Origin of the sequence: Streptomyces sp. NPDC046197, from assembly GCF_040646295.1 — a bacterium.
In the GTDB taxonomy this organism is placed as follows: Bacteria; Actinomycetota; Actinomycetes; order Streptomycetales; family Streptomycetaceae; genus Streptomyces.
Genome location: NZ_JBEYZY010000040.1, coordinates 1 through 26,545, shown reverse-complemented (window position 1 = coordinate 26,545; position 26,545 = coordinate 1). Strand labels below are relative to the sequence as shown.

At 70.9% G+C, this 26,545-nt stretch carries 26 protein-coding genes; 16 read left to right on the top strand and 10 right to left on the bottom strand.

The genetic code is table 11. The features are described from left to right. Positions 1-36 precede the first annotated feature (36 nt). Both AB0A61_RS34900 and AB0A61_RS34895 read right to left on the bottom strand, forming a co-directional pair. Positions 37-894, bottom strand: coding sequence for a helix-turn-helix transcriptional regulator (locus tag AB0A61_RS34900; protein WP_361301596.1), 858 nt, complete (start codon positions 892-894; stop codon positions 37-39). Positions 895-1,307: 413 nt separating this feature from the next. Further along, a complete protein-coding gene (locus tag AB0A61_RS34895; RefSeq protein ID WP_361301593.1) occupies positions 1,308-2,063 on the bottom strand; it encodes a GPP34 family phosphoprotein in 756 nt (251 codons plus the stop codon). A 250-nt stretch (positions 2,064-2,313) separates the two neighbouring features. Here AB0A61_RS34895 and AB0A61_RS34890 point away from each other — a divergent pair, with 250 nt between their 5' ends. Next, a complete protein-coding gene (locus AB0A61_RS34890; RefSeq protein ID WP_361301590.1) occupies positions 2,314-5,025 on the top strand; it encodes a D-alanyl-D-alanine carboxypeptidase in 2,712 nt (903 codons plus the stop codon). 204 nt (positions 5,026-5,229) lie between these two features. Continuing rightward, positions 5,230-7,197 (top strand): MFS transporter, encoded by a 1,968-nt coding sequence (locus tag AB0A61_RS34885; RefSeq protein WP_361301587.1) that lies wholly within the window; start codon positions 5,230-5,232, stop codon positions 7,195-7,197. Between the two features lie 75 nt (positions 7,198-7,272). On the opposite strand, the gene AB0A61_RS34880 is transcribed toward AB0A61_RS34885, so the two are convergent. The 3 genes from AB0A61_RS34880 to AB0A61_RS34870 form a co-directional block, all read right to left on the bottom strand. Continuing rightward, the gene (locus tag AB0A61_RS34880) at positions 7,273-8,121 is read right to left on the bottom strand and encodes a MerR family transcriptional regulator (protein ID WP_361301584.1); all 849 of its coding nucleotides are present in this window, start codon (positions 8,119-8,121) and stop codon (positions 7,273-7,275) included. 158 nt (positions 8,122-8,279) lie between these two features. Continuing rightward, positions 8,280-8,792, bottom strand: coding sequence for a glutathione peroxidase (locus AB0A61_RS34875; RefSeq protein ID WP_361301581.1), 513 nt, complete (start codon positions 8,790-8,792; stop codon positions 8,280-8,282). After that, positions 8,789-9,808, bottom strand: coding sequence for an ArsR family transcriptional regulator (locus AB0A61_RS34870; protein WP_361301579.1), 1,020 nt, complete (start codon positions 9,806-9,808; stop codon positions 8,789-8,791). Before AB0A61_RS34870 ends, AB0A61_RS34875 begins: the two co-directional genes overlap by 4 nt. A gap of 98 nt (positions 9,809-9,906) precedes the next feature. On the opposite strand from AB0A61_RS34870, the gene AB0A61_RS34865 reads away from it, so the two are divergent. After that, positions 9,907-11,103, top strand: a complete 1,197-nt coding sequence (locus AB0A61_RS34865) for an MFS transporter (RefSeq protein ID WP_361301576.1) — start codon at positions 9,907-9,909, stop codon at positions 11,101-11,103. Here AB0A61_RS34865 and AB0A61_RS34860 read toward each other — a convergent pair. Together AB0A61_RS34860 and AB0A61_RS34855 are read right to left on the bottom strand one after the other, a co-directional pair. Further along, positions 11,048-12,034 carry a slipin family protein gene (locus AB0A61_RS34860; RefSeq protein WP_361301573.1) on the bottom strand — a complete coding sequence of 329 codons (987 nt, stop codon included), beginning with the start codon at positions 12,032-12,034 and terminating at the stop codon, positions 11,048-11,050. The genes AB0A61_RS34865 and AB0A61_RS34860 overlap by 56 nt on opposite strands. 206 nt (positions 12,035-12,240) lie before the next feature. After that, complete coding sequence (locus tag AB0A61_RS34855; protein ID WP_361301683.1) at positions 12,241-12,912, bottom strand: nucleotidyl transferase AbiEii/AbiGii toxin family protein; 672 nt, start codon at positions 12,910-12,912, stop codon at positions 12,241-12,243. 240 nt (positions 12,913-13,152) lie between these two features. Between AB0A61_RS34855 and AB0A61_RS34850 the strand changes: the two genes are divergently transcribed. The 10 genes from AB0A61_RS34850 (at position 13,153) to AB0A61_RS34805 (ending at position 21,535) form a co-directional block, all read left to right on the top strand. Then, positions 13,153-14,637 carry an NAD(P)/FAD-dependent oxidoreductase gene (locus AB0A61_RS34850; RefSeq protein ID WP_361301571.1) on the top strand — a complete coding sequence of 495 codons (1,485 nt, stop codon included), beginning with the start codon at positions 13,153-13,155 and terminating at the stop codon, positions 14,635-14,637. Positions 14,638-14,957: 320 nt separating this feature from the next. After that, positions 14,958-15,725: a class I SAM-dependent methyltransferase gene (locus AB0A61_RS34845; RefSeq protein WP_361301568.1), complete on the top strand. Its 768-nt coding sequence runs from the start codon at positions 14,958-14,960 to the stop codon at positions 15,723-15,725. Positions 15,726-15,747: 22 nt separating this feature from the next. Continuing rightward, positions 15,748-16,119 (top strand): helix-turn-helix domain-containing protein, encoded by a 372-nt coding sequence (locus tag AB0A61_RS34840; protein ID WP_361301565.1) that lies wholly within the window; start codon positions 15,748-15,750, stop codon positions 16,117-16,119. Positions 16,120-16,191: 72 nt separating this feature from the next. Next, a complete protein-coding gene (locus tag AB0A61_RS34835; protein ID WP_361301563.1) occupies positions 16,192-17,211 on the top strand; it encodes an alpha/beta hydrolase in 1,020 nt (339 codons plus the stop codon). Beyond that, the gene (locus AB0A61_RS34830; protein WP_361301560.1) at positions 17,208-17,795 is read left to right on the top strand and encodes a hypothetical protein; all 588 of its coding nucleotides are present in this window, start codon (positions 17,208-17,210) and stop codon (positions 17,793-17,795) included. Before AB0A61_RS34835 ends, AB0A61_RS34830 begins: the two co-directional genes overlap by 4 nt. Before the next feature lie 130 nt (positions 17,796-17,925). Next, a complete protein-coding gene (locus AB0A61_RS34825; protein ID WP_361301557.1) occupies positions 17,926-18,120 on the top strand; it encodes a linaridin family RiPP in 195 nt (64 codons plus the stop codon). Positions 18,121-18,303: 183 nt separating this feature from the next. Then, positions 18,304-19,119 (top strand): hypothetical protein, encoded by an 816-nt coding sequence (locus AB0A61_RS34820; RefSeq protein ID WP_361301554.1) that lies wholly within the window; start codon positions 18,304-18,306, stop codon positions 19,117-19,119. Between the two features lie 45 nt (positions 19,120-19,164). Further along, on the top strand, positions 19,165-19,344 hold the full coding sequence (locus tag AB0A61_RS34815; protein ID WP_361301551.1) for a hypothetical protein: 180 nt from the start codon (positions 19,165-19,167) through the stop codon (positions 19,342-19,344). Positions 19,345-19,397: 53 nt separating this feature from the next. Continuing rightward, complete coding sequence (locus AB0A61_RS34810) at positions 19,398-20,342, top strand: ATP-binding cassette domain-containing protein (protein WP_361301548.1); 945 nt, start codon at positions 19,398-19,400, stop codon at positions 20,340-20,342. Then, the gene (locus AB0A61_RS34805; protein WP_361301545.1) at positions 20,339-21,535 is read left to right on the top strand and encodes an ABC transporter permease; all 1,197 of its coding nucleotides are present in this window, start codon (positions 20,339-20,341) and stop codon (positions 21,533-21,535) included. The genes AB0A61_RS34810 and AB0A61_RS34805 overlap by 4 nt, the downstream gene beginning before the upstream one ends. An 82-nt stretch (positions 21,536-21,617) precedes the next feature. Here AB0A61_RS34805 and AB0A61_RS34800 read toward each other — a convergent pair whose 3' ends face one another. Beyond that, a complete protein-coding gene (locus AB0A61_RS34800; RefSeq protein WP_361301542.1) occupies positions 21,618-21,818 on the bottom strand; it encodes an SCO3870 family protein in 201 nt (66 codons plus the stop codon). 290 nt (positions 21,819-22,108) lie between these two features. Here AB0A61_RS34800 and AB0A61_RS34795 point away from each other — a divergent pair, with 290 nt between their 5' ends. Further along, entirely contained in the window at positions 22,109-23,497 is a 1,389-nt protein-coding gene (locus tag AB0A61_RS34795; RefSeq protein WP_361301539.1) for a S53 family peptidase, read from the top strand. Between the two features lie 100 nt (positions 23,498-23,597). Here AB0A61_RS34795 and AB0A61_RS34790 read toward each other — a convergent pair whose 3' ends face one another. After that, entirely contained in the window at positions 23,598-23,918 is a 321-nt protein-coding gene (locus AB0A61_RS34790) for a GYD domain-containing protein (protein WP_361301536.1), read from the bottom strand. A 285-nt stretch (positions 23,919-24,203) separates the two neighbouring features. On the opposite strand from AB0A61_RS34790, the gene AB0A61_RS34785 reads away from it, so the two are divergent. Then, positions 24,204-25,106 carry an adhesin gene (locus AB0A61_RS34785; protein ID WP_361301533.1) on the top strand — a complete coding sequence of 301 codons (903 nt, stop codon included), beginning with the start codon at positions 24,204-24,206 and terminating at the stop codon, positions 25,104-25,106. A gap of 221 nt (positions 25,107-25,327) precedes the next feature. Then, positions 25,328-26,005: an HNH endonuclease family protein gene (locus tag AB0A61_RS34780; RefSeq protein WP_361301530.1), complete on the top strand. Its 678-nt coding sequence runs from the start codon at positions 25,328-25,330 to the stop codon at positions 26,003-26,005. 177 nt (positions 26,006-26,182) lie between these two features. Here AB0A61_RS34780 and AB0A61_RS34775 read toward each other — a convergent pair whose 3' ends face one another. Then, positions 26,183-26,464: a cold shock domain-containing protein gene (locus AB0A61_RS34775; RefSeq protein WP_361301527.1), complete on the bottom strand. Its 282-nt coding sequence runs from the start codon at positions 26,462-26,464 to the stop codon at positions 26,183-26,185. Positions 26,465-26,545 lie beyond the last annotated feature (81 nt).

Here is a 26,545-nt window from a genome sequence, read left to right as displayed (position 1 = left end):
CCCGGCGGAGATGTAGGGTGCGGCACCCTCTCGCGCTCAGCGGGCGTAGTCCTTGGCGATGTCGGCGATGAACTGGCGCGACTGCTCCACGTTCAGCGCCTGCGCCCGCAGGTGCTCGTACATCACGCTGTACTTCTGGACGTCGTTCGCCTTCTCCAGGTACAGGTCGCTGGTGACACCCTCGATGTAGACCACGCTGGAATCGGCCGCGTCCGGGAACTCCAGGATCGCGTACTGGCCGTTGAGGCCCGGATGCGCGCCCATGTGGAAGGGGATGACCTGGACCGTCACGTGCGGCAGCTGGGACTGTTCGACGAGGTGCTCCAACTGGTCCCGCATCAGGGAGCGGTTGCCCACCACCCGGCGCAGGGCGGCCTCGTCCAGGACCGTCCACAGACGCAGCGGGGTCTCGGCGGCGGAGATTCGTTCCTGCCGTCGCATGCGGACCTGGACGCGCTTCTCGATGTCCGCGGGCGCCGTCTCCGGCAGGGCCCCGGCGATCAGCGCCTCCGCGTACTGACGGGTCTGCAGCAGGCCGGGGACTACCTGCGGGTCGTAGACCCTCAGGCTCGCGGCGTCCGTCTCCAGGCCGATGTAGACGCTGTAGGGGATGTCGCCGAAGGAGTGCCACCAGCCCTGCTGGCGCGAGTCCTTGGCCATCTGCATCAGCGAGTCGACGATCCGGTGGTCCTCCACCTCGTAAACCCCGCACAGGTCCCGGACATCGCGCTGGCTGATGCTGCGCCGGCCGTTCTCCAGGCGACTGATCTTCGACTGCGACACCAGCAGTCGCTCCGCCACCTCCTCGGCCGTCATGCCCTTGAGCTCGCGGAGCCTGCGCAGCTCCTGGCCCAGCCGGCGTCGTCTGACGGTGGGGTTGACATTGGACGCCACGGGACGTGCACCTCCGGCTACGTGCCTCTACTTTGCGTATCTGCTGCTGAGCAGATTGCCACCAAGGTGCTTCCTACCGCTGGGAAACGCCGGATATGCGGCGGGTACACGCCAGTTCGGCCCCCTGGTGGCGTATGCGCGGGGCGTCCGTACACGCGGCCGAGCGGGGTGGCGGGACCATACGATCCCGCCACCCCGCTCGAGCCGGTGGCTCCCGTACCGGGTCTGTGGGGACTTGCGGCGCGGCGCTGAGTGGTGTGCGTGGGTGCCCGGCGCTCCGTGCTCCGTGCTCCGTGCTCCGTGATGATGCTGTTGTGCCGGTGGTGCGTGCGGTGGTGCGGTGCGTGCGGTGGTGCGTGCGCACTGATGCGGTGCATGCCGTGGGGCTGCGATGCGTGCCGTGGGGCTGCGGCTCAGTGGGCCACGGCGCGTGCCATGGATCCGCGGTGCGGTTGCATCGGAACCCCCCGAGCGGGTTCCGTTGCGGCCCTGGCTCCGGGGCCCGCCTGGCGGCCGACCGAGGCCGGGCTGCGGCGCGGCTGGGCCGCCACGCCGTTCTGGACGTCCATCACGGCGTGCGCCACGAGGCCGCCCATCGGGTCGTGCCGGATCAGATCCCGCAGCCGGGAACGGGACGAGCGTCCCTCATTGCCCGGGTACAGGTGCTTGCCGAGGCCGACCGCGTGCGCCAGTGCGGCGAGCGCCGCGGTCCGCGGGTCCGGCGGCACGCCGGTGCGGATCGCGCAATCCAGCCGGGACCTGATCTCCCGGCTGATGGCGGTGTCCGTCGCCTGGTAACGAGTCGTCGGCAGCACCCCGCACATCTGACCCGCCACGGCGGCCACCATGCCGCACCGCTCCAGATGCGAGAGGTAGGTCTGGCGCAGCCCGAGACGCGGCCCGCCGATCCAGTGGACGGCCCGTACCGGAGCGCCGCGCCTGCGCAGCAACTCCAACGCGCTGTCCAGAGTCGGATCTCCTGTCGGCCGTGGTACCACCACGGCGATACGATCCCCGTCTGGGGCTATCCGTCCGGCCAGCGCCAGCTCCACTAGCTGTGCTCCGGCCAGACCGAGGTCGAGCGACTGCGGCTGCGCAGTGGTACCCGTGGCCGGGTCCAATGCCAGCAGCAGAAGCTCCTCCGGAAGTGTTCTGCGGCTCCTGCCCATCCATGCCTCCCCGCGTGGATGAATGACAGGGTGACCCCTCTCACATTGGTCTGTCGAGGGCGCGTGACCGCTTCGTGAGGGAACCGGTAGGTATGTCGTTCTCGTCTATCGCTTGGGTTTAGCCCACACACAGGACACTGGTACATGGTTCGGACAGCGGTACGGCCGGGTGGCGCGGCTGCTTCGTCCGGGCGGCGGTTCACGGTTGGGTAGCCGCACGCGGGGCGTGCGGCTCATGGAGGAGGCATCGGTGGCGGGCGAGTCCCCCGACAGGTCGAAGCAGCGCGAGTCGTCGGCAGAACGGACGTCGGGGAGCGCGGGTCCGGTTCCCGGGGCCAGGGGCGAGGCGCGCGAAGTCCGCGACCCTCGGCTCGCCCTGCAGGGCGAGTCCGGCGTCCCTGCGCCACGCGGCGTCGACACGGCGACGACGTTCCTCTCGGTACGGGACTTGCCGACGGACACGGCCAAGACCGAGGAGCCGGAGCAGCCCGAGGAGCCGGAGCAGTCCGAGAAGGCTGAGCAGTCCGAGAAGGCTGAGCAGTCCGCGGGGGCGGCGAAGCCTGCGGACGCTCAGGACGCCGCGGGCGCGGAGGACGCGAAGGACGCGGAGGCACCGCGGGCCGCGAAGTCCGCTGAGGCCGGGGGCGCCGGGGACGCCGGGGGTGCCGAGGACGGGCAGGTCGGGAAGCCTGCGGACGCGAAGGACGCGAAGGACGCGAAGGACGCGAAGGACGCGAAGGACGCGAAGGACGCGAAGGACGCGAAGGACGCGAAGGCCCGAGTGGGCGAGCAGGCCGGTAAGTCGGCCCGGGCCGGGGACGACGCACGGGGTGACGGATCCGACGCGGCGGACACGGCAGACACGGCAGACGCGGCGGACTCGGCGGACTCGGCAGACGCGGCGGAGGGGGACGCCAAGTCCGGCGACGGCGGGGAGGGCAAGGCCGATGCGGTGACCGCCGCCACGTCCGGTGACGGCGGCGAGTTCGACGCGAAGGGTGACGCGCGCCTGCGCGCGGCCGTGGCCGCATGGGTGGGCTCCGCGGACGCGGGCACCGGCACCGACCCGGAGGCCGCCGACGGCGAGGACGCCCCACAGGGGACCCCCGCACCCGACGACGAGACCCGTACGCGCGATGCGGGCGCCAGCGGCAAGGCCGAGACCGGCAAGGACGAGACCGGCAAGGCCGAGACCGGCAAGGCCGAGACCGGCAAGGCCGAGACCGGCAAGGACGAGACCGGCAAGGCCGAGACCGGCAAGGACGAGACCGGCAAGGCCGAGACCGGCAAGGCCGAGACCGGCAAGGCCGAGACCGGCAAGGCCGAAGGTGAAGCCGAGGCGGCCGACGGCAAGGCCGAGGAGCAGGCCGAGCCCAAGCCCAAGCCCCCGGTCGACCAGCCGACCACCATGCTCAAGCTGGGCGGCACCACCAAGCCCAAGCCCCCGGTCGACCAGCCCACCACCATGCTGAAGCTCGGCGGCACCGCCAAGCCCAAGTCCCCCGAGTCCGACGCCGAACGCACCAGCAGGTTCGTCGCGCTGAAGCCGCTCGACGCCCCGGAGGCCAGGAAGCCCGCCCCGGCGGACGCCACCGCCCCCGAGACCAAGAGGCCCGCCCCGGCGGACGCCACCGCCGCCGTCCCCCAGGTCGGCCCCGAGCGCACCACCCAGCAACCGCTCCCGCCGAAGCCGCCGCTGGACCTGCTGGCGGAGCTGACGAACACCCCGCCGCCCCCGCCGACCCCCCTGCGTACCCTGGCGCGCCGCGTCAAGATCTGGACCCCGCTGGTCGTACTGCTGGCGATCGTCTTTGCGATCGTGCAGGCCGTACGCCCGCTGCCCGCGGCCGCCCTCGCGCTCACCGCGAAGGGCAGCTACACCTTCGACGGCGCCGGAGTGACCCTGCCCTGGCCGAGCGAGGGCCAGGGCTGGATGGACGTCAACGGCATCGGCACGATGGGGAACTTCGGCAAGCAGACGCCGGTCGCCATCGGCTCGGTCGCCAAGACCATGACCGCGTACCTCATCCTCCGCGACCACCCGCTGAAGCCGGGTGAGGAGGGCCCGAAGATCAAGATCGACGCCAAGGCCGAGACGGAGGGCGGTTACGACAAGGACGGCGAGTCCACGCTCAACACCGTCAAGGCGGGCGACGAACTCAGCGAGAAGCAGGCCCTGTCCGCCATCATGGTCCCGTCCGCCAACAACATCGCGCGGTTGCTGGCCCGTTGGGACGCGGGCTCGGAGGCGGCGTTCGTCAAGAAGATGAACGACACCGCCAAGAAGCTCGGAATGACCGGCACGACGTACACGGACCCGTCCGGTCTGATGGAGAGCACCGTCTCCACGGCCCAGGACCAGGTGAAGCTCGGCAACCAGGTCGTGCGGATGCCGGCCCTGATGGCCATCACCGTGCTCCCCAACTGGACCGACCCGTCCGGCCGCAAGTGGCGCAACTACAACTCGCTCGTCCCGTACAACGGCGCCATCGGCATCAAGACCGGCACCACCACCGCGGCCGGCGGCAACCTGCTCTTCGCCGCCCGCAAGAAGGTCGGCGACCAGACGGTCACCGTCGTCGGCGCGGTTCTCGGCCAGCACAGGGCGCCGATCATCGACACGGTCAACGCGGTCAGCAAGACCGCGATGCTGGCCGCCCAGGACGCGCTGACCTCGGCGAAGATCCTGAAGAAGGGTGATGTCGTCGGGTACGTGGACGACCAACTCGGCGGTCGGACGCCGGTGGTCGTCACCCAGGACGTCTCCGCGATCGGCTGGGGCGGCATGAAGGTGGGGCTGTCCTTCACCTCCGGCGCCGTACCGCACTCCGCGAAGGCCGGCACCCGGGTGGGCACGCTCACCGTCGGTGACGGCTCCGGCGGGGCGGTGGAGGTCCCGGTCGCCCTGCAGAAGGACCTCGCCGAGCCGGGCTTCGCGGACAAGCTGACCCGCGTCGGCTGACCCGCCGGTCCCGCGGCACGCCGCGAGCCCCGCGCACCCCGTCGGGAGCCCCGTCCGGGAGCCCCCCGACGGGGTGCGTGCTAGCGTCACGAATCGGGGCACGTTGCCGGTCGTGGGACGCGGCCGCGAACAGGACGCAACGAGGCCGGGAACCCGACGGGACCCGGCCGAGAACAGAAGACGGGACACGGGGAGTGCCTTCAGGTGGCCACTGCGGAGCCGACACGCGCCGACGACGCCGATCCGGGCCCGGGAGCCGGCCCGCGAATACGCCTGTCCGCAACCGACACGGACGGTGACCGCGGCGACGGTCACCCGGGCGCCGGTACGGACGACGGCGGATCCGGCGTGCCCAAGGCCGTGCCCGGCGCCACGGACTCCCGCGCCGGCATCAGTACCGCTGACGGGGACCATGCCCGCACCCCTTCGGACAGGTGGCCCCGCACCACGGCCGCCGTCATGGCCCTGCGGGAGCGGATGCTGCGGCACCCGGCGCTCTCCGTCACCGCCCTGGCCGGCGTCCTGCACATCGTGTGGTTCTTCACGTTCGCCAACAGCGGCGGCGACCTCGCGGCCCAGGACGCGTGGGCGGAGTTCGTCGGCCGGCACCCCGACTCGGCGTACAACCTCGCCTGGTACGGCGGCATGCACCCGGTCTCGTACAGCGTGGTGTCGCCGTATCTGATGTCCGTTCTCGGCGTCCGTACGACGATGATGATCGCGGGCACGGCGTCCGCGGGACTGCTGACACTCGTCCTGATCCGCAGCCGCTCGGTGAGGAACCCGCTGTGGGCCGCGCTCGCCGGCGTCTTCGGCCTGCTGTGCAACGCGGTGTCGGGCCGGGTGACGTTCGGGCTCGGCACGATGTTCGCGCTGGGGGCGGTCGCGGCCGTCCACTGCTGGCCCTACCGCTGGCGCCACAAACGCTGGGCGAAGGCGCTGGTCGCGGCCCCGCTGGCGGCGCTCGCCACCATGGCCTCGCCCGTCGCGGGCCTGTTCGTGGGCTTCGTCGCGGTCGCGCTGTTCCTGCAGAAGCGCCGCCCGGGTGCCTGGGCGCTGGGTCTGGCCCCGGCCGCCGTGGTGGCGGTCTCGGCCTTGCTGTTCCCCTTCTCGGGCACCCAGCCCATGACGTTCGCCTCGGTGCTCCTGCCGCTGCTGTTTGCGGTCCTCGCCGTCGTCCTGGTCCCCCGCGAATGGAAGACCGTCCGGCTGACCGCCGGGGTCTACGGCCTCTCCGTCCTCCTCGTCTGGCTGATCAGCTCCCAGATCGGCTCGAACATCACCCGGCTGGCGATGCTGTTCACGGGAGTGGTCATGGTGGCGGCGCTGCCCTTCGCCGTCCCGCGCTCGCGCAGGTGGTACACGATCGTGCTGGCCCTGCTCACCTTCGTCGGCTGGCTCGGTTTCAAGACGGTCGACGACATCGTCCACACCACTCCCGCCGCCTCCTGGGCGCGCGAGCTGGCCCCCCTGGTCAACCAGCTGCAGCAGGTCGGTGCGGAGAAGGGCCGGGTCGAGGTGGTCCCGGCCCGCTCGCACCGCGAGGCCTCCGCGCTGGCGCCCTACGTCAACCTGGCCCGCGGCTGGAACCGCCAGGCCGACATGGAGCGCAACCCGCTCTTCTACGACGACACGCTCAACTCGGCGAACTACCACGAGTGGCTCCAGCGCTGGGCGGTCCACTACGTGGTGCTGCCCAAGGGCGACCCGGACGGCGACGGCGGCGAACGCGAACGCGCACTGGTCCAGCGGGGCATGCCCTACCTCAGGCAGATCTGGGGCGACGCCAACTGGCAGCTGTTCCGGGTGACCGACCCGGCGCCGCTCGCCGAGCCCGACGCGGTCGTCGACCGCGCCGAGCAGGGCGAGCTGACCCTGGAGGTGCGCAAGGCGGGCCGCATCCTCATCCGCATCCCGTACTCGCCCTGGCTCAGCCTCGTCGACGCCCACGGCAAGAGCCTCAAGGCGCCCCAGGAGACCTACGCCTCCAAGCACCGGACCGAGGGCACGCCGAAGACGTACGACAACGTCAACGGCTGCCTGATGCAGACCGAACAGGACGCCAAGGGCGACAAGTGGACGATGCTGCTCGCTCCGCGGGCCGGCACGTACCGGCTGGCGGCGCCGTACCAGCTGCCGCGGGGCACTCCGTGTCCCGACGAGCTGAAGTGACCCCTCGCCGAGGTGGGCGCCCCGGGGGCTGCCGCCCCCGGGCCGCCGCTTCGGCCCGAACGCCGGCCGGGCTGCTCACCTCACCGGAAACGCCACGTCGCACACCGCGTCCTGCGGCCCCGCCGCCTCCCAGTCCGCGAAGTACACCTCACGGCACGGCCCGGCCTTTTCGAGCCCCTGCTCGGCGATCCACTGCTCCACCGCCTCGAAGGCGGCCAGGATCTGCGGATGGGCCACCTGCGCCTTGGTGATCCGCGTGTACGCCAGCCGCTGCGCCGGGTCCACCCGGACCCGCGTCTCCCAGGTCCGCCCCCGCCCCTCGGCCCAGGCCCGGGCCGCCGCCTCGTCCGCGACGGGCACACAGGACTCGGCCGGCCCGTCGCTCTCCAGCGACACCTCGGCGTGGTAGACGACGAACGGCGACCCGGCGACACCACCGCACGCCCGCGCCGCCGCCTCCAACCGGGTCAGCGACGCGCCGATCCACGCGGGCAGCTCGTTCGCCAGTGTGTGCCGCGTCTCGGTGATCACCACCTGCTCGGGCACGTCAACCGTCTCGACCGTGAACCTGTCGTACATCTCGGAGCTCCTCCCCGACAGTCGTGCACGGAGGTACTCGGCGAGTGTCCGCTGCCCGGCCACCCGCGACTCGACGTCCGCCCAGTACGCGGCCAGCCGTTCGGCCGCCTCGGCCCCGTCCGCCTCGACCACCTCGGCGACCCGGGCCAGCGGCATGTCGAGCTGGCGCAGCAGGGCCACGAGCCGGGCCCGCCCGGTCTGGGACGCGCGGTAGTAGCGGTAGCCGCTGGCCTCGTCGACGTGCGCGGGGACCAGCAGACCGAGACGGTCGTACAGCCGCAGTGCCTTGGCCGACAGGCGGGCCCGCGCGGCGAACGCGCCGATGGTGAGCAGCTCTTCGTCCACCGCCCCATCCTCCGTCACCGGGCGCCCTCGGCCCGGTGAGAAGGACGTTCGTCCCTGCCCCAGGGGCAAGGTCAACCGGCTGCCGGTCCGTCGGCCGGCCGATCAGCCGGATCGGTCGACCGATCCGGCCGGTCGACCGATCCGGACGGTCGATCCGGTCAGCCGGCGAGCTGGGCCTCGACGGCCGTGACGACCTCGGCCGCCTCCGGCTCGGTCTGCGGGGAGAAGCGGGCCACGACCCGGCCGTCCCGCCCGACGAGGAACTTCTCGAAGTTCCAGCGGATGTCCCCGCCGTGCCCCTCGGCGTCGGCGTGGCCGGCCAGGCGGTCGTACAGCGCGTGCCGCCCCTCGCCGTTGACCTCGACCTTCTCGGTCATCGGGAAGGTGACGCCGTAGGTCGCCGAGCAGAACTCGGCGATCTCCTCGGCGCTGCCCGGCTCCTGCCCGAGGAACTGGTTGCACGGCACACCGAGCACGGTGAAGCCCTGGTCGGCATACCGTGCGTGCAGCCGTTCGAGGCCCGAGTACTGCGGGGTCAGCCCGCACTTGGAGGCCACGTTCACGATGAGTACGGCCTGGCCCGCGTACTGCTTGAGGTCCGCGGGGCCGCCCTGGAGGGCGCCGATCTCCACGTCGAGGGGGGAGGCGCCGTTGCTGTCTGCTGTGGTCATGACCGGATGCTAGCTCCGTCGGGTGTCGGTCCCGTTCCGGGGCCCGTCCCCGGCCCCGCCGCCTCGACGAGCACCTGGCCCGCCCCGGTCCGGGAGTACAGCACCGACCGCCCCGCCCGCCGCCGCTCCACCAGCCCGGCGTCCAGCAGCACCTTCAGATGGCGGCCGACCGAGCCGAGGCCCTGCCCGGTCACCGCGGTCAGCTGGGTGGTGCTCAGCGGTGAGTCGAGCAGCACCAGCACCTGGGCCCGGGTATGGCCCAGCAGCGCGCCGAGGCTCGTGGGCACCGGGGCCCGGCATCCGTCGGAGCCGGCGAGGACGCCGGTGCAGGGGTAGACGACCGCGTACCGGTGCCGCCCCTCCCACGAGACCCAGCCGGTCTGCGGGGTGACCGGCACGAAGACGAGCTGGGCGCCGGAGATCTCGCGCGGCGGGTACTCGTGCAGGTTCACCTGGAGCCGGTTCTCGCCCAGCCAGCGGGTCCCCGGCCGCAACGCGTCCAGCACGGCCGCCCAACCGCCCCGGCTCACCTGCGCGGTCCGCGCGACGACGTCGGCCTCCAGGACGCGCCGCCGCCGGGGCCAGTACGGGCGTACGGCATCGGTCCAGACGTACTCCAGGATCCGGGCCGCGCGCTCGGCCAGGTCGTCCCGCTCCAGCCGCCCCGGCAGCGGCCCGGCGAGCGAGAGGCGCAGGTCGGCGCGGGCCCGCGCCGGGTCGGCGGCGCGTACCCGCGCGACCCCCTCCTCGAAGGTCTCGGCATCCCCGGGCGTGGGCGTGAGGAAGTCGGCGATCCAGTCCCGGCCGAGCCCGGCGCGCACCAGGAGCGCGGTGACGGGGTCGTCCGCCAGCCGCGCGCGGTACCCGGGCAGATGCGCGCGCAGCCAGGCCTGCTCGCCCGGGTGCCGGCCCACGCCCGCGTGCAGCAGCTTCAGACTCGCGAAGGTCTCGGCCAGCGGGGAGAGCACGAACCGGCTCCCGGCCAGCGTGTCGGCGTTCACCTGCCACCAGCCCACCAGCGCTCCGCCCTTCGACCTCCGACCTTCACCCTTCGGCCTTTCGCACCCACGCGAAACAATAACGACCGGTAGCGCGCCCGCCGCAGACTCCGCGCATGCGCACCCACACCTACCAAACCCTGTTCCGCACCCCGGAGTTCACCCCTCTCTTCCTCTTCTGCTCCGCGCAGACCGTGGCCCAGACGGTGGGCGGACTGGCGCTCGGCACGCTGGTGTACCGGGCGACCGACTCGCCGCTGCTGTCCGCGGTGAGCATGTTCGGCCCGTCCCTCGCCCAGGTTCTCGGCGCGACCCTCTTCCTCTCGGGCGCGGACCGCCTGCCGCCGCGAAGGGCCCTGGCGGGCATCTCGGCGGCCTTCGCAGCGGGCACCGCGCTGCTGGCAACGCCCGGACTGCCGGTGTGGGCCGTCTTCGCGGTCCTCCTCGTGCAGGGTCTGATCGCGTCGCTGGGCGGCGGAGTCCGCTGGGGCCTGCTCAACGAGGTCCTCACCAAGGACGGCTATCTGCTGGGGCGTTCGGTCTTCAACATGATGAGCGGGCTCATGCAGATCACCGGGTACGCGACGGGCGGGGTGCTGGTCGCCGCCCTCTCACCCCGCGTCTCGCTGCTCCTGTCGGCCGTGCTGCACGCCGTCGCCGCCGCCGGGTTCCGCACCGGCCTGCGGCACCGGCCGCCACGCTCCGCCGGCCGTCCGTCGGTCGCGGTGACCTGGCGGACCAACGCCCTGCTGTGGGGCGACCGTTCGCGCCGTCTGACCTATCTGGGCCTGTGGCTGCCCAACGGCCTGGTGGTCGGCTGCGAGTCGCTCTACGTCTCCTATGCCCCCGGCGCCGCGGGCACGCTCTTCGCCTGCGCCGCCCTGGGCATGCTGGTGGGGGACATGACGGTGGGCCGCCTGCTTCCGGTGGCCCTGCGCCGGCACCTGGCCACGCCGCTGCTGTTGCTGCTGGCCATGCCGTACCTGGTCTTCGCCCTGCGCCCGCCGGTGCCCCTGGCCGCCTGCCTGGTGGCGTGCGCCTCGGTCGGCTTCGGCGCGAGCCTCGTTCAGCAGGAGCGGCTGATGGCCCTGACCCCGGACGAACTCGGCGGCCACGCGCTGGGGTTGCACTCGGCGGGGATGCTCACGGCGCAGGGCGTGGGCGCATCGCTGGCGGGCTCGGTGGCGCAGGTCACCTCGCCCGCCGTGGCGATGACGGTGATGGCGGTGGCGTCGACCGGAGTGACGCTGACGCTCGCTACGGCTGCCCGCCGCGCCCACGCTCCGGCGCCTCGGCCGGCTCCGGCACCGTAGGGACGGACGCGTCGGCCGGCGCGGGGATCGGAGTCTCGGCCGCCGCCGGGGCGGGAGGAACCGGCGCCTCGGCCTGTGCCGGGGTGGCCGGGGCCGGAGCCTCGGCCTGCGCCGGGGTGGCCGGGGCCGGAGCCTCGGCCTGCGCCGCGGGGACCGGTGCCTGTCCGCCGATGTGCTGGGCGGCCCGGTCGAAGTACCGCAGCAGTTCGACCGGGAAGGGCATCACCAGCGTCGAGTTCTTCTCGGCGGCCACTTCCACGACGGTCTGCAGCAGCCGCAGCTGCATGGCCTCCGGCGTGTCCGCCATGATGCGGGAGGCATTGGCGAGTTGCTGCGCGGCCTGGAACTCGCCGTCCGCGGTGATGACCCGCGCCCGCCGCTCACGCTCGGCCTCGGCCTGCCGGGACATCGACCGCTTCAGGGACTCCGGCAGCTGTACGTCCTTGATCTCCACACGGTCGATGTGGATGCCCCACCCGGCGGCCGGGCTGTCGATCATCAGCGCGAGCCCTTCGTGCAGCCGCTCCCGGTCGGACAGCAGGTCGTCCAGGTCGCTCTTGCCGATGATGGACCGCAGCGAGGACTGGGCGACCTGCCCCACCGCGAAGACGTAGTCCTGCACCTCGATGGCGGCCCGTACCGGGTCGGTGACCCGGAAGTACACGACCGCGTCGACCTTGACCGACACGTTGTCCTTGGTGATGCCCTCCTGGGTGGGTACCGGCATGGTGATCACCTGCACGTTCACCTTGCGCATCCGGTCGGCGAACGGGATCAGGAAGGTGATGCCGGGCTGCCGGTGGCTCGGCAGCGCCTTGCCCCAGCGGAACACCACCCCACGCTCCACCTGGTTGACCACCCGCATACCGCTGCGCAGCCCGAGCAGGACCAGTACGGCGACGAGCACGACGGCGACGACAGTGCCTTCCATGGCACTCCATTCCTCACAGGTGCCGACCGCCCGGTCGGACACCGATGCGATTGAGACATGGATGAGGACACGGCGGCGGCCCGGATGGATGCGGGCCCAAGCGTCAGGAGTATGTCAAGAAACGGAGGTTGGCGGCCGCGGCGGAGCGGTGGCGGCTGCACCGGGTGGCGGCGACACCCGCTCGCGCCGCCGCGCCGCGGCTCGCGTCACTCCTCCTCGGGAGCCGTGGACTCCGCGAGCCGTTCTCCGATGTCGTCGGCCCACGCCTGGGCCCACCGGCGGAGTTCGGCGACGCACCGGTCGTCGAGCCCGTACGCGGTGAACTCGCCGTCGTCGATCCATTCGGCGCCGTCCAGGCGGGCCCGGAGGTCGGCCAGGTCGAAGGCGTCACCGGCGTGCCGGCGCCCGAGTTCCTCGAGCTCGGGGTGGCTCCACCGGTCCGCGGCGGCGTGGACGTCGACGAGGTCGGGGGCGAGGCCGTGGTCGGCCAGCGCCCGGACCCGGGTCCCGACGAGGTCCTCGACGGACAGGGCGGTCCCCAGTTCGGTGGGCACCGGCGGCCGCCACAGCACCTCTTTCGCGACCTGCACCGCACACTCCTCACCCGTGGCCGCGTCGGTCACCACCAGCCGGGCGCCCAGCGGCTCCGTCTCCGTGGTCCGCACCTGCCAGCCGCGTTCCTCCAGACCGGCCCGCACCGCGTCGACGATCTCCCCGGTCCCGACGGGACTTTCGGTGGCGACGTCCACATCACGGCTGGGGCGGTCCACCAGTCCGTGCGCCTGCACCGCATGCCCACCCGACAGCGCCAGTCCGTACGGCGCTCCCGCCGCGAGGATGTCGGCCAGCAGCCGCCGGCGCACTTCCCCGGCCCTCACCCAGCCACCCGGCCGCCGTACGGGACAGTCCATACCCCGATTATCGCCCGCAACGGCGGGGTTCGGGCAGTGGGACCCGCCAAATAAACGACCGGACAATAAATTGTGCCGGGTGCCTTCCCCGCGTATTTGAGCGCCGTGTGACGGTGAATAAATTAACTCGTAATTTGTGTGCGGCACGGCGTGCTACATTCCGGAACCCGTTGCGGAATCGGCGCCCGTCGAGCGTGAGGAGCACTGGTGACCAGCACCGACGTGGCCATCGTGGGCACCGGGCCCAACGGGCTGGCGGCCGCCGTGGTCCTGGCCCGGGCCGGCCTGCGAGTGGATCTGCACGAGGGCGCCGAAACCCTCGGTGGCGGGCTGCGAACCGCCCCCCTCTTCGACTCCGGCGTGCTGCACGACGTCTGCTCCGCGGTCCATCCCATGGCCGCCGCCTCCCCCTTCTTCCGGGAGTTCGACCTGGCGGCCCGCGGGGTGGAACTCCTGCATCCCGACATCAGCTACGCCCACCCGCTCGACGGGGGCCGCGCCGCCCTCGCGTACCGGTCCCTGGCGGCGACCTGCGCGCACCTGGGCCCCGACGGGCGTCGCTGGCGGCAGCTGATGGGCCCGCTGCTGGAGCACAGCGAAGGGGTCGTCGACCTGGTCCTCTCCGGACAGCGCAGGCTTCCGCGAGACCCCGTGGCGGCCCTCCTGCTGGCCGGCCGGGCCGCGGTCCACGGCAGCGCCTGGGGTGCGGCGCGCTTTTGCGGCGAGGAGGCGGCGGCCCTGCTCACCGGCGTCGCCGCGCACGCGGTGGGCAAGCTGCCGAGCGTCGCGGGCGGCACGGTGGCCATGCTGCTCGGCCATCTGGCGCACGGGACGGGATGGCCGCTGCCACGGGGCGGCAGCGGCCGTATCGCGGCGGCGATGGCCGAGGACATCACGGCGCACGGGGGTGTCTTCCACACCGGGCACACCGTGCGGGACCTGGCGGAACTGCGGGGCGCGCGAGCGGTGTTGCTCGACGTCAGCCCCAAGGGATTCCTGGCCCTCGCGGCCGGCCGGCTGCCCCGCTCCTACGCCCGCGCCCTGGAACGCTTCCGTTACGGTCCGGGCGCCGCCAAGGTCGACTTCCTGGTCTCCGAGCCGATCCCCTGGTCCGACCCCGCGGTGGGCCGTGCCGGGTCCGTGCACCTGGGCGGCACGCATGCCGAGATGGTCCGGCAGGAGTCGGCCAACGCCCGCGGTGTACGGACCGGGGAGCCCTTCGTCCTCGTCGTGGATCCGGCCGTGACCGATCCAGGGCGTGCGCTGCCCGGCAAGCGCCCGGTGTGGGCGTACGCGCATGTGCCGAACGGGGATCCCACCGACCCCTACGACCTGGTGCGTTCCCGCATCGAGCGATACGCCCCGGGTTTCACCGACACCGTCGTCGCCCACCGCTCCATCGCCGCCGCCGCGTACGAGACCTACAACCCCAACTACGTGGGCGGGGACATAGGGTCCGGCGCGATGACGCTCTACCAGAGCCTCGCCCGGCCCGTCCCCCGGGTCGACCCCTACCGCACACCGCTGCCCGGAGTCTTCCTGTGCTCCTCGGCCACCCCGCCGGGACCGGGTGTCCACGGAATGTCCGGCTACTTGGCCGCGCTCTCCGTGCTGCGGCACCGTTTCGCCATACGCAACGAACCCGGGCTCTCGCCCAAGGCGGTGCCACGGGGATTCGGGTCTCGCCGCTAATTCGGCCCCATGTCCGTGCCCGATGTCTGTTTTGGCGTCAACCAGTTTCAGTCTCCCGCGGCACTGCCGACTTTCACCAAGTCTCCATTGCAGCTCATCAGTTGGGCTGATAGCGTGCATGGTGAAGTTACCCCCCACGCATACTTCACTGAGGCGTCACCACTGAGTCGACGGAACTGCTGGTCTGACCAACCATGCTGATGGCCGGGTCCTATCCCTCGGTCGCCTTTGCGGGCCTCTCATGTCTTGCCTCGCTCCGGCTCCTCGTCTTCACGACGTCCCCATGGGTATCGACAGTGGGGATGACGAGAGGAATACGGGTGGATAACGGGGTTCAGGACATCGGCTATGGGCGGCAGTTCGCGGGCTGGTACGACCGGCTGATACCGGACGACGCGCTCACCAATGAGGCAGTGGAGGGCCTGCTGGCCCTCCATCCCGCCCCTGGGGCGGGGACCCTCGAGTTCGGTGTCGGCACGGGACGGATCGCCATCCCGCTCTCCCGGAGGACCGGCCACGTGACGGGCGTGGACTCCGCACCGGAGATGCTGGACGCGCTGCGCGTCAAACTGAAGAACGGCGCGGACGGCGCGGACGTCACCGCCGTACACGGGGACATACGCACCTACACCTCGAAGTCGCGCTACGGGCTGGTGTACTGCGTATGCGCGACCCTGTCGGTCCTGACCACGCCCGAGGACCAGCGGCAGGCCGTCCGGCGCGCGGCCGACCTGCTCGTCCCCGGCGGCCGGCTGGTGATCGAGACGCACAACAAGCCGCCGATCCTGGACCTTCACGAGGGCCGCACGCGCACCACCTACTTCATCCCCTACCCCGAGCCGGGGACGGGGGTGCAGACCCATTCGACGCTGCTCGACGGCGACCTGTGGCACTGCTCGCACATCCTGTACGGGGCCGACGGCACCACCAGGGTGGGTTCCGAGCTCACCCGGCTGACCACACCCGACGACATCGACGGCTATGCCCGCGCGGCCGGGCTCGAACGCGAAGCCCACATGGCGCGTTGGGACGGCACGCCCTACAGCGAACGTGCCCCCATGTTCATCTGCAGCTACGTCAAACCCTGAAGGCAGTACGACGCACGCAGAGATGAACAACAGAACGGGGTCACGCGTGGGACGTCCGCCGATATTGCCGACAGACAAGAAACTCGCCCTGATACTCAGAGTGGTGAGCGGTGAACTGACTGCGGCGGAAGCCGCACGAGAAGCCGGGGTCTCCGAACAGTCCGTGTCGAACTGGCGCCGGCAGTTTATTGAGGGAGGCCGTAATGGCCTGGCCGGTGAGGGCGGCAGGGACTCCGCAGAGGCTTCCCTGATAGCTGAGCTGACCAAAGAGAACGCCACACTCAAGGCCACCATAGGGGAGTTGTACATAGAGCTGCGGAAGTACGGCCGCGGCGCTCCCGGCCGGGTCCCGATGCCCCGGGGAAATACCCACCCGGTCCGACGGGTCAACTAACCCATTATTTGACCCCGGAGTTGCATGCTAGCTTTCGGGGTGGCAGTCACTGGAAATCACGGGGGAGGGAATGTGGCGGCTTTGGAGCGCCAATTCACCGTGGGCATCGCCGGGCTGGCCGGCGCAAGCGTTGTGACCGGCGCGGTAATGCGATGCACGAGCAGGCGCGAACGCGCGCGCCGCTATCAGATACATGAAAGACCGGATGGCAGCCTCATAGAGGTCGACATCCACATTCCGCACGACGCCCGGCGCGTCGCGCTGCTCGACAACGGGCTGGGAATGTCCCACGAATACTGGGACTGGGTGTGCGGCGCGCTTCCCGCGGACATGGGATACGTGCGGTTCAACCGTCCCGGCTACGGGCTCAGCACCCTCAGCACCCGGTACGGCCTGGAACGGCACTTCGCGCTGCTGCAGGAGCTGCGCGAGGCGTACGTCCCCAGCCTGCCGCTGGTGCTGGCGGGTCACTCCCTGGGCGGATACCTCGTCGCGGCGTATGCGTCGCTGCATCCCGGGGCGGTGAAGGGGGTGTCCGCGGTGGTCATGGTCGACGCCACGGAGGTGCGCATGCTGCGCGCCTCGCGCCGTACCGACGTCGACCGGTGGTCCCGGCAGTCGATGGTCATGGAGCAGGTGTACGCACTGGCGGGCCTTTCGGCCTTCCGTCCCGCCCTGAACGTGAACAAGACGTACCGGCCGGACATCAACCGGAGCCTCACGGCGTTCCTGGCTCACCCGCGCGCCTGGGCCACGTCCTACCGGGAGTACCGGGACGCCATGACCTATCCGGAACTCACCGCCCTGGACGCCCCGCTGACCGTGATCACGGCGGAGAACAACCACGGCGACAACGCCGCGCACCACGGCGTCCAGGCCCGGCTGGCCACCCTGTCGAAGAGATCACGGCACCTCTTCGTCGACGGCTCCGATCACGAGTCCCTGCTCTCCGTCCAGCCGCACGCCGAACAGGTGGCGGAGGTGATCGCCGGCGAGCCGCCGGGCGAGCGCAGCGCCCCCCAGCAGCGGCGGTCCGCCAGGGACCGCGCGGCTGCCGGGAGGGCCGTGGAGCGCGAGGAGGAGCTGACGTGATCGTCCGCGTGAACACGGAACGCCTGAAGACAGCCGCTGTCACCGCCTCACTCGCCACCTGGCTGATCGCGACCGCCGCGACCCAACTGCCCGAGCGGCGCTTCGACACGCTGCTGAGTCGCGGGAGGTGGCGGATTCCGACCCCGAACTGGCGCTTCTTCGGCCCGAACCCCGGAGTCAAGGACAACCACCTTCTCTACCGGGACCTCGTGGACGGCAGGCCCGGCGAGTGGACGGAAGTGCCGATCACCCGCGACAGGCCGTGGTACGGGCTGGCATGGAACGCGCGCAACCGGTCCCCGAAGGCCCTGTTCGACGCGAGCCAGGACATCACCGTCCGCGCGGCCGCCTTCGGATCGGATGTGCGCCCCGTCCTGCGGGCGCCCGGGTACCGGCTGCTCTCCCGCTACATCCAGCTCCATCTGCCGCACGCCGAAGGCGCCTCGCACAGCCAGTTCCTGCTGATGCAGTCGTACCTCAACGCCCCCGGGGACCGGCACATCGAACCCGTCTTCGTATCCGTGGAATTCCCGCTGGAAGACGGCGACATCGCAAACCCGGCCGCATTTCCCGCGGCCGTATAGCGGGCCGATCAACCCCCTCGGCCGGAAGCTGCGAGCTCACTCGGCAGCCCCTCGAACCGCGTGAGTTCGCGCCCTCCCGCCGAATGGCTGGAGAACCCGCTGTGAGAATACCGAGAGGAAGAGGACAGTCATGTCTGTTGTTGCAGACTTCGCCAACACCGAGTTGGTCGACGTGAAGCCGGGTCGTGTGGGTGCCGACGCGACCCCGACCATGATCACCCCGCTGGCCACCATCGCGACCCCCGAGGCGGTGCCGATCGGGATCGCGGTGACCGCGGCGACGGCCCAGGCGGCGGCCACCCTGAACCAGGCCGTCCACCACTGAGACAGCCGACGGCAGACGATGCCCGGCATCGTTAGCCCTGGCTGACAAGAGACGGCGGGGGCACGGTACGCCCGATACGCATACCGTGCCCCCGTCCAGTGATACCCACTGTACTCGTACCAAACTCACCGAGAGCACCCATCCATGTTCTTCAGCGCTCCACCCGAGACCACCGCACGACGAGTGGCTTCGCTGGGTACGCTGGTCTCCGCACTGGAAATGCTCAGCCAGACCCGTAAATTCACGGACGGCGAACTGCTGAGTGGCCAACTGGAGAGCACGCGCCCCAAATTCGCCAAGCGATTTCCCCGGCTGACCCGCGCCCTCAACTCCAAGAAAGCGGCAGTGGCCCTGTACGGGGTGCAGGCGGGCGCTTCCGCCGCCACGCTGATCTGGGGTCACAAGCGCGGGGTGCGCGCGGCGGGCAGCGCCGTGCTGGCGGTGACGGGCGCGGCCGGACGGCTGCACAGCCCCTTCGGCGGGGACGGCGCCGACCAGCTCCAGCAGGTGATCAACGTGGTGCTGGCCGCGACCGGTACCTTCCAGGACGACGACAAGGCCCGCGACGTGGCCATGCGTGCCCTGGCGCTGGAGACGACCATCTCCTACGTCGCCTCCGGAGTGGTCAAACTCGTATCCCCCGTGTGGCTCAGTGGAGAGGCGTTCAGCGGAGTCGTCCGTACGCACAACTACGGTGATCCGCACGTCTACCAGCTGGTGCACAAGTACCCGCTGCTGGGAAAGCTGGTGACCTGGGGGACGGTCGCCGCCGAGATCGGCTTCCCGCTGGTCTTCGTGCTGCCGAAGCCCGCGGCCAAGGCCTACCTCGGCTCGATGACGCTCTTCCACCTGGGCATCGGCCAGGTCATGGGTCTCAACCGCTTCGTGCTGGCCTTCGGCGCCACCCACCCGGCAATCCTCTACACGCTCACCCGGAACGAAGAGCGTGCGGCGTCGGCCGGAAAGACACCCGCGGCTCCCGCGCTCGCCCCCGCCTAGCGATATCGTGCCGCACTCCGCATCAACCCTCGTACGGGAGGACGGATGACCCAGCAAACGCGCCGGTTCCTTGTCTACGGGATCGCAGCGCTCGGACTGATCCTCAGCTTCTTCGCATCCAAGCTCTCCTCGGGCAACCCGGGACTGGTGGTGTTCGGGGTCCTGGCGGCCACGGTGGTCGTCGGCCTGATCGTGGCGAAGAAGGGCGAGAACGACCGCCAATAGAGCCGCCGCCCGCCGCCCGCCCACTGTCCCCCCACCACCTGGCGCATCACTCCATGCCTTCATCGCAGTCCACCCTTGTCATCGACTCCATATCCAAGCGGTACGGCGACCGGCTCGCTCTGGACGCCATGTCCTTCACCGTCTCTCCCGGCGAGATCTTCGGCTTCGTCGGCAGCAACGGCGCGGGCAAGACCACCACCATGCGCATCGCCATAGGTCTGCTGGCCGCGGACTCCGGAGTGGTCCGCTGGGGCGGCAGACCCGTCACCCGTGGCACCGCCGCGGACTTCGGGTACATGCCGGAGGAGCGCGGCCTGTACCCGAAGATGACAGTGGCGGACCACCTCGTCTACCTTGCCCGGCTGCACGGACACACACCGGCGTCGGCAGCCGAGGCCATGCGCCACTGGACCGAGCGCCTGAACATCGGTCAGCACCGCGACCGCAGCATCGACGCCCTCAGCCTGGGCAACCAGCAGCGCGTCCAGCTGGCGGCGGCACTGGTGCACGACCCGGCCCTGCTCATCCTGGACGAACCCTTCTCGGGACTCGACCCGCTGGCCGTGGCCGACATGAGCTCCGTACTGAAGGAGAAGGCCGCGGACGGCGTGCCCATCCTCTTCTCCAGCCACCAACTCGACCTGGTCGAGCGGCTGTGCCACCGCGTCGGTGTGGCACGGGAGGGGCGTCTGGCAGCCTGCGGCACGGTGAGGCAACTGCGCGCGGCGGGCCCCCGCACGATCTACCTGGAGATGACCGAAGCGGGCCCCGACTGGCCCGACCGGCTCTCCGGCGTGGCCGACTGGTGGCCCGACGGCCGTGGCTGTGTCGTACGCCCGGAACCGGACACGGACGACCAGGCGATCCTCACCGGCGCGATGTCGCTCGGCCGGGTGAGCGAGTTCCGGCGCCGGCAGCCGTCCCTGACCGATCTCTTCCTCGACCTGCTCGGCGAACCGAGCGCGGACGGAAAGCCGGCGACGGAGGGAGCACGATGACATCGCAGCCGAGCTCGGACACCGGTACCCGTCAGGAGCCGCAGACCGACTTCCGCAGGGCGGTCGGACTGGTCATCGCACGGGAGGTCAAGGCCCGTGCAGCAACGAGAAGTTACCTCCTGGGGCTCTTCTTCACGGCCTTCGCCGTCGTCGCCCTGATGGTCACCTTCGGGGGCGGCGGCAGCAGCACGTACGAACTGGCGGTGACCGGTGCTCCCGCGTCGGCCGTGGGTCCGGCGCCGGAAGGCGTCGAGGCGCGGTACGTACCCGATGCCGCCACCGCACGGGAGCAGACCAGGGACAAGAAGGTCGCCGCGGCGCTCGTCCTGGAGAACGGACGCGCACAGGTGCTCGTACGCGGCAACACTCCGGGCGCCGCCCGCGACGCCGCCGTCACCATGGCCCGTCAGTGGGCCACGAACCGTGCGCTGCGCGACCAGCACGTGGACCCGGGCAGACTGGCCGCCGAGGTCACCGCCGCGGGTCCGCACACGGTCACCGTCAGCGGCGACGAGAAGGCGAGCAAGTCGCTCGGTGCCGCCCTCACGGTGTCGGTGCTGCTGTTCGTCCAGATCCTCGGCTTCGGCATGCTGGTGTCCCAGGGCGTCGTCGAGGAGAAGTCCACCCGTGTGGTCGAGGTCCTGCTGTCGGTACTGACACCACTGCGGCTGATGGTGGGCAAGGTGGTCGGGATCGGGATCACCGCGTTCCTGCAGATGGCGGTGCTGGCGGCCGCGGCGGTCGGCACCGCGGAAGCGACCGGCACCAGCAGCGTCGGCTTCCCCGGCATCGGCGCCGTCGTCTCCTCGGTGGTCTGGTTCCTCTTCGGGTTCTTCTTCTTCGCCTTCCTCTACGCGGCCGCGGGCTCCCTCGTGTCCCGGCCGGAGGAACTGCAGTCCGTGGTGATGCCCGTCATGCTCATCACCATGCTGCCGGCCGGGGTCGCCTTCGTGGCCGCGCAGGACCTGTCCGTGCCGTGGGTCGGCGTGGTGCGCTACATCCCGCCGTTCTCCTGCCTGTTGATGCCCATGCTGGCCGCCGTGCACGAGGCGGGCCTTGCGGAACAGGCCGCGGCGGCGGCGCTGATGACGGTTGCCACGGGTGCGGCGGCGTGGCTGACCGCGCGTGTCTACCAGCGGTCACTGCTGCATCTCGGGGCCACCCTGAGCTGGCGCCAGGCACTCGCTTCCTGACCCGTCCCACGGAGCCGGCAAACCCCAAAAGGCGGCGGTCGCCAGGGCGACAGCCCGGGCGTCCGCCGCCTTTGCCGGGAACTCAGTCCGAGTGCGGCTGACGGGCGCGGAACCACGTCACCACGACCATGAGCGAAGTGAAGAACATCAGGCCGCTGGCGTTGGCCACGGAGCCCACATACTGTTCGTAGCCGTCTGCGCGGAGCTGGAACGTGAGGAAAGCGAGCGCGGTCCCCAGCGCCGCGAGCGCGGCGGACAGGGGGCCGAACGGGGCCTTCGTCATGATTACTTCCTCCAAACAGCAAGACGACTGGTCACCGTCGAGTCTACGTGTGCACCGTCAACTCCCTTTCTCCTGCCCCGAATACACCGGCTCACGCTCCGATCCGTACCGCGGCCGGTGAGCCGGACCCGCCCGACGTGCACCGATCCGCCGGCCGAACCGTGGTGTGCGGATATGTGCGGGTAAAGGATTCGACATCGAAAGTTCAATAGTCTTGTCCTGTGCATGACCTACTCGATGGGATGCGCGAAGACCACATCGTGCGACTCCGATCCACACAGGGGGATTTCATGCACATAGCCCGTACCGGGCGGGGGCTCGCGGCCCACACGGCCGCCACCGCCGCCCTCGCCGTCGCCGCGCTGGCGACCGCTCCGCTGGCCGGCGTCACCACCGCCGCGCCCGCCGCCGTACCGCACACCAAGGCGGTTCCGGCCATCGTCGGGCACAACCTGGTCCACGGCGTCGCCGACCCGCTCTCCATCGAGCAGTGCCAGGCCAAGTGGCACATCGCCTGCTACAACCCGCTCCAGTACCGCACCGCGTACAACCTCAACGCGCTGTACCGGAAGGGCATCACGGGCAAGGGACGCACCATCGTCATCGTCGACTCGTTCGGCTCCCCGACCGTCCAGCACGACCTCGACGTCTACAGCAAGCAGTTCGGCCTGCCCAGCACCAAGGTCAACGTGGTCAAGTGGGGCAAGGTCCCCGTCTTCGACCCCAAGAACGCCGACATGACCGGCTGGGCCGGCGAGACCACGCTGGACGTCGAGATGGCCCACGCCGTGGCGCCCGACGCCAAGATCGTCCTGGTCGAGACGGCGGTCGCCGAGACCGAGGGCACCACCGGTCTGCCGGAGATGATGGACGCCGAGAAGTACCTGATCGACCACGGGGTCGGCGACGTCATCAGCCAGAGCTTCGGCGCCACCGAGAACACCTTCCCCGGCTTCGACAAGGGCGACTTCTCCAGCATCAAGAAGCTGCGCTACGCCTTCGAGGACGCCAACCGCAAGCATGTGACCGTCCTCGCCTCCTCCGGCGACGGCGGCGCCACCGACAACACCGCGGACGGCAAGGGCTACTACAAGAAGCGCGTCAACTCCTGGCCCTCCTCGGACCCGCTGGTCACCTCCATCGGCGGCACCCAGCTGCACCTCGACGACAAGGGCGAGCGGGTCAAGCCGGACAGCGTCTACAACGACAACGGCGCGGGCGGCGGCGGCCAGTCCCACGTCTTCCCCCGGCCCGCCTTCCAGAACGGCGTGAAGAACGTCGTCGGCGCCCGCCGCGGCACCCCGGACATCTCGATGGCCGCCGCGGTCAACGGCGGTGCCTGGATCTACTCCAGCTTCGACCCGACCGCCACCGGCTGGGAGGTCTCCGGCGGCACCAGTGAGGCCGCCCCGCTCTTCTCGGGCATCGTCGCCCTCGCCGACCAGGCGGCCGGCCACCGGGTGGGCAGCATCCACGAGGCGCTGTACAGCCTCTACGCGCGTGCCGCCCACCACGACAAGAGCACCGGCATCGTCGACGTCAACGACGGCACCGACAACAGCTACCAGGGCGTCACCGGCTACAAGGCCGTGAACGGCTACGACATGGCCACCGGCGTGGGCACCCTGGACGCCCTCCGCTTCGTCCCGGCCCTCGCCCGGGCGAGCCACCGCCGCTGACGCGGACGATTCGCCCAGCGCATTGCCCTGAGACGGCCCGGGTCCTGCACCCGGGCCGTCGGCACATCGTCAGGTGGTCGGCTCGGCGTCGTCCGTCCCCCTAGGCCCCAGGCGCGCGGAAGGAGACCTGCCGACGTGCTGCCTCGTCGATGTCCTCCAGGGTGAGAAGGGGGGTGGCCCGGGTGCGGAGGGCGCCGCTCGCCTTGACGGTGAGGCTGACGGCGGCCATGGAGATGGGGTCGGGGAAGTCGAGGATGATGATCAGGTCGTCCTCGCCGAAGGCGTAGTACATGGCCTCGACCGTGCCGCCGAGACCGGCGACGACCTGGTCGACCGCGGCGCGGCGGCCACTGGCGCCTTCCTTGAGGAGACCCTTGGTGCCCTCGGGCGTGTAGGTGGCCTGGATGAGGAACTTCGGCATCGGGACGCTCCCTGCCCATCGCTTGTCCGTATGCACAAGCCCTTCCCGCTGCCACATGGGCCGCCCCTCACCGACCGGCCGGATTCACCCGTTGGCATCCACCGGCTGCACCACGCCCGCCGCAGCGCCTCGCACCCGCGCCCACCGTCTGCTGCTCCACCCTCAACTTCTTTGTGCCGTCTTCTTTGTGCCGTCGCACCCCTACCTCTGCGTGGGTACCTCGTGCATAGTGGTCCCCCTCGAAAACCTTGATCGCCGGGTGGGTACGGACCAGAGGGACCTTCGATGGCAACGCTGAACGGTCGCTGGACGACGCTGTCGCGTCCGCAGAAGTCGGGTGTCGTGCTCGGGGCGCTGCTCCTGCTGTCCGGGCTGGTCGGCGCCGGCACCTCCCTCGTGTCGTCGTCCCTCTCCTCCGATGCGGGGACGACGCGGAGCAGGGGGGCCGGAGCGGGGGTCCAGGACGCGCCGCAACCGAGCCTGATCCTGCCCACGGACGCCCCGGCCCTGCCGGAACCGACCGCCTCCGCCTCCTCGGCGTCCCCCACCCCTTCCGGCCACCCCGGCGCAACCGAGGACCCCGGTTCCTCGGCGTCCCCCACCTCCACCGCCCGGCCGGGCGGCGCCATGGTCTCCGGCCCGGCCCGCGGGCCGGCACCCGCCGACTACTCCGCCTGGGTCGGACACGGCTGCCCCTCCGGAACGTACGGCGGCTACGCCGAGTACGGCCGCTACTCCGACGGCATGGAGGGCTGGTACACGGTCGATCAGGGCGGCTACGACGGCGGTTCGTGCGACGGCTCCTTCGCAGCCGTCCCCATGTCGGGCAGCCGGACGCAGGACCACGACAACGGGGCCCTGTGGTGGTGGTCGGTGGGCCGTGCCTACGACACCTGCGCGATAGGGGTGTTCGTGCCCAGCGGCGACAGCACGGACGTCGGCGGTGACCCGACGACGTACCGCGTGCTCTCCGACCCCCAGGACGAGAGCAGCGCCTACGCCACCTTCCAGATCGACCAGCGGGCGAACCGCGGCCGGCTCGTGGACGCGGGCACCTACCGTGTCCAGGACGGCCGCATCGCGGTACGGCTGCTCGACCGCGGCCAGGACTGGAACGACAACGGCCCGACGTACACCCACCACGCGGCAGCCCAGATGAGAATCACCTGCGGGGCCGGGGCCTCCTGACTCACCGCTCCCATCCCGCGTGCCGTCAGCCCATGCACCGTACGGCGAGGCAACGCCGGTCGACCTTGTGCGCTGGTGCGCCCACAGCCGCTCATTCGGTACGGGGGCTCCTCTATCGGGTGATCGATAGCACACCTGTCCGGTGAACTCGGGGATCCATTTGGATCATTCATTCGAGTTGGACCCCTCGAACGAAGTACGCGCGCTCAACGCTGCGATACGTGATCAAGAACCTCAGACGTGCCGCGATTGCGGCCGCACTCCTCGTCGTGCCCTTCGCGGCACCCACCCCGGCCCACGCGGATGAACGTTCCGCCGAGACGCACACCCTCCCGATCGCGGACGCGGTCCACCTCCTCCCGCTCGCCGCGGAGAAGCGGGACGGCTACCAGCGCACGAGCTTCAAACACTGGAACGCGGGCAAGAACCCCACCGACGGCTGCAACACCCGAGCCGAGGTGCTCCTGGCCGAGGCGGTCGTCCCGCCCGAGGTCCTCCCGGGCTGCAAGCTGGTCGGCGGGCTCTGGTGGTCGTACTACGACGCCAGGTGGGTAACCTCGGCCTCCGCCCTGGACGTCGACCACATGGTGCCGCTCGCCGAGGCCTGGGACTCCGGGGCGTCGCAGTGGACCGCGGCTCGGCGCGAGGCCTACGCCAACGACCTCGACGCCGCATCCTCCCTCGTCGCGGTCTCGGCCGCCTCCAACCGCAGCAAGGCCGACCAGGACCCGGCCGAGTGGCTGCCGCCGGCCGTCGACGTCACGTGCCGCTACGTCTCCGAGTGGACCGCGACCAAGCTCCGCTGGGGGCTCACCGTCGACGCCGTCGAACTGGAATCACTCACCCAACTCGCGGACGCCTGCCCCGACACCAACGTGACCTACGAACCAGCCCCGTAGGCCACAACCGGGCCGGCCGGCCTCACCGACGCCGAAGCCGAGGCGCACGTGAGGAACGCCGGCCGCAGGCGCCCCAGCTCGGAAACCTCTGGCATTCCAGGGCCAGTTGGGGCGCCGACCGGGCCGGTCAGCCGCCCGCACGGGACACAGACCGTGAATTCGCTGTGACCGGCTCAATCAGGCCGGCCGAGGCACGATGTTCACGGCTCGGTAGTCGTACCCGTCCTGCTTGAAGCCCGGGGCTTCCCACTGGAGGTCCACCTGCTGTCCCGGCGACAGCGCCCGGAATCCTTCCGTCTGGATGTGGGAGAAGTGGCCCCAGCATCCGCCCGGAGTCTCGGGGGAGTCGAGGACGCCCCACCCTTCTGCGCGCTCGGACCAGTCGGCGCGCTGCGGTCCGCAAGGGCGGTCGACGCCTACGCCTTCGTGGCGACGGATCCGGAGACCTAGAAGACTCATGAAGATCTTGGTGAAGGGTTGCCCGGCCGTGGGCCGGGCGGCCCTTCTTGCTTATGCGGTGGCCGGGGTGAGGTGCCAGCT

Bases quoted from the DNA above. Each gene is read 5' to 3' on its own strand.
- AB0A61_RS34860 (WP_361301573.1), bottom strand. From the start codon at position 12,034: ATGGAAGGCACTGTCGTCGCCGTCGTGCTCGTCGCCGTACTGGTCCTG.
- AB0A61_RS34875 (WP_361301581.1), bottom strand. From the start codon at position 8,792: ATGACCACAGCAGACAGCAACGGCGCCTCCCCCCTCGACGTGGAGATC.
- AB0A61_RS34825 (WP_361301557.1), top strand. From the start codon at position 17,926: ATGTCTGTTGTTGCAGACTTCGCCAACACCGAGTTGGTCGACGTGAAG.
- AB0A61_RS34840 (WP_361301565.1), top strand. From the start codon at position 15,748: ATGAACAACAGAACGGGGTCACGCGTGGGACGTCCGCCGATATTGCCG.
- AB0A61_RS34800 (WP_361301542.1), bottom strand. From the start codon at position 21,818: ATGACGAAGGCCCCGTTCGGCCCCCTGTCCGCCGCGCTCGCGGCGCTG.
- AB0A61_RS34785 (WP_361301533.1), top strand. From the start codon at position 24,204: ATGGCAACGCTGAACGGTCGCTGGACGACGCTGTCGCGTCCGCAGAAG.
- AB0A61_RS34775 (WP_361301527.1), bottom strand. From the start codon at position 26,464: ATGAGTCTTCTAGGTCTCCGGATCCGTCGCCACGAAGGCGTAGGCGTC.
- AB0A61_RS34790 (WP_361301536.1), bottom strand. From the start codon at position 23,918: ATGCCGAAGTTCCTCATCCAGGCCACCTACACGCCCGAGGGCACCAAG.
- AB0A61_RS34815 (WP_361301551.1), top strand. From the start codon at position 19,165: ATGACCCAGCAAACGCGCCGGTTCCTTGTCTACGGGATCGCAGCGCTC.
- AB0A61_RS34795 (WP_361301539.1), top strand. From the start codon at position 22,109: ATGCACATAGCCCGTACCGGGCGGGGGCTCGCGGCCCACACGGCCGCC.
- AB0A61_RS34895 (WP_361301593.1), bottom strand. From the start codon at position 2,063: ATGGGCAGGAGCCGCAGAACACTTCCGGAGGAGCTTCTGCTGCTGGCA.
- AB0A61_RS34865 (WP_361301576.1), top strand. From the start codon at position 9,907: ATGCGCACCCACACCTACCAAACCCTGTTCCGCACCCCGGAGTTCACC.
- AB0A61_RS34810 (WP_361301548.1), top strand. From the start codon at position 19,398: ATGCCTTCATCGCAGTCCACCCTTGTCATCGACTCCATATCCAAGCGG.
- AB0A61_RS34805 (WP_361301545.1), top strand. From the start codon at position 20,339: ATGACATCGCAGCCGAGCTCGGACACCGGTACCCGTCAGGAGCCGCAG.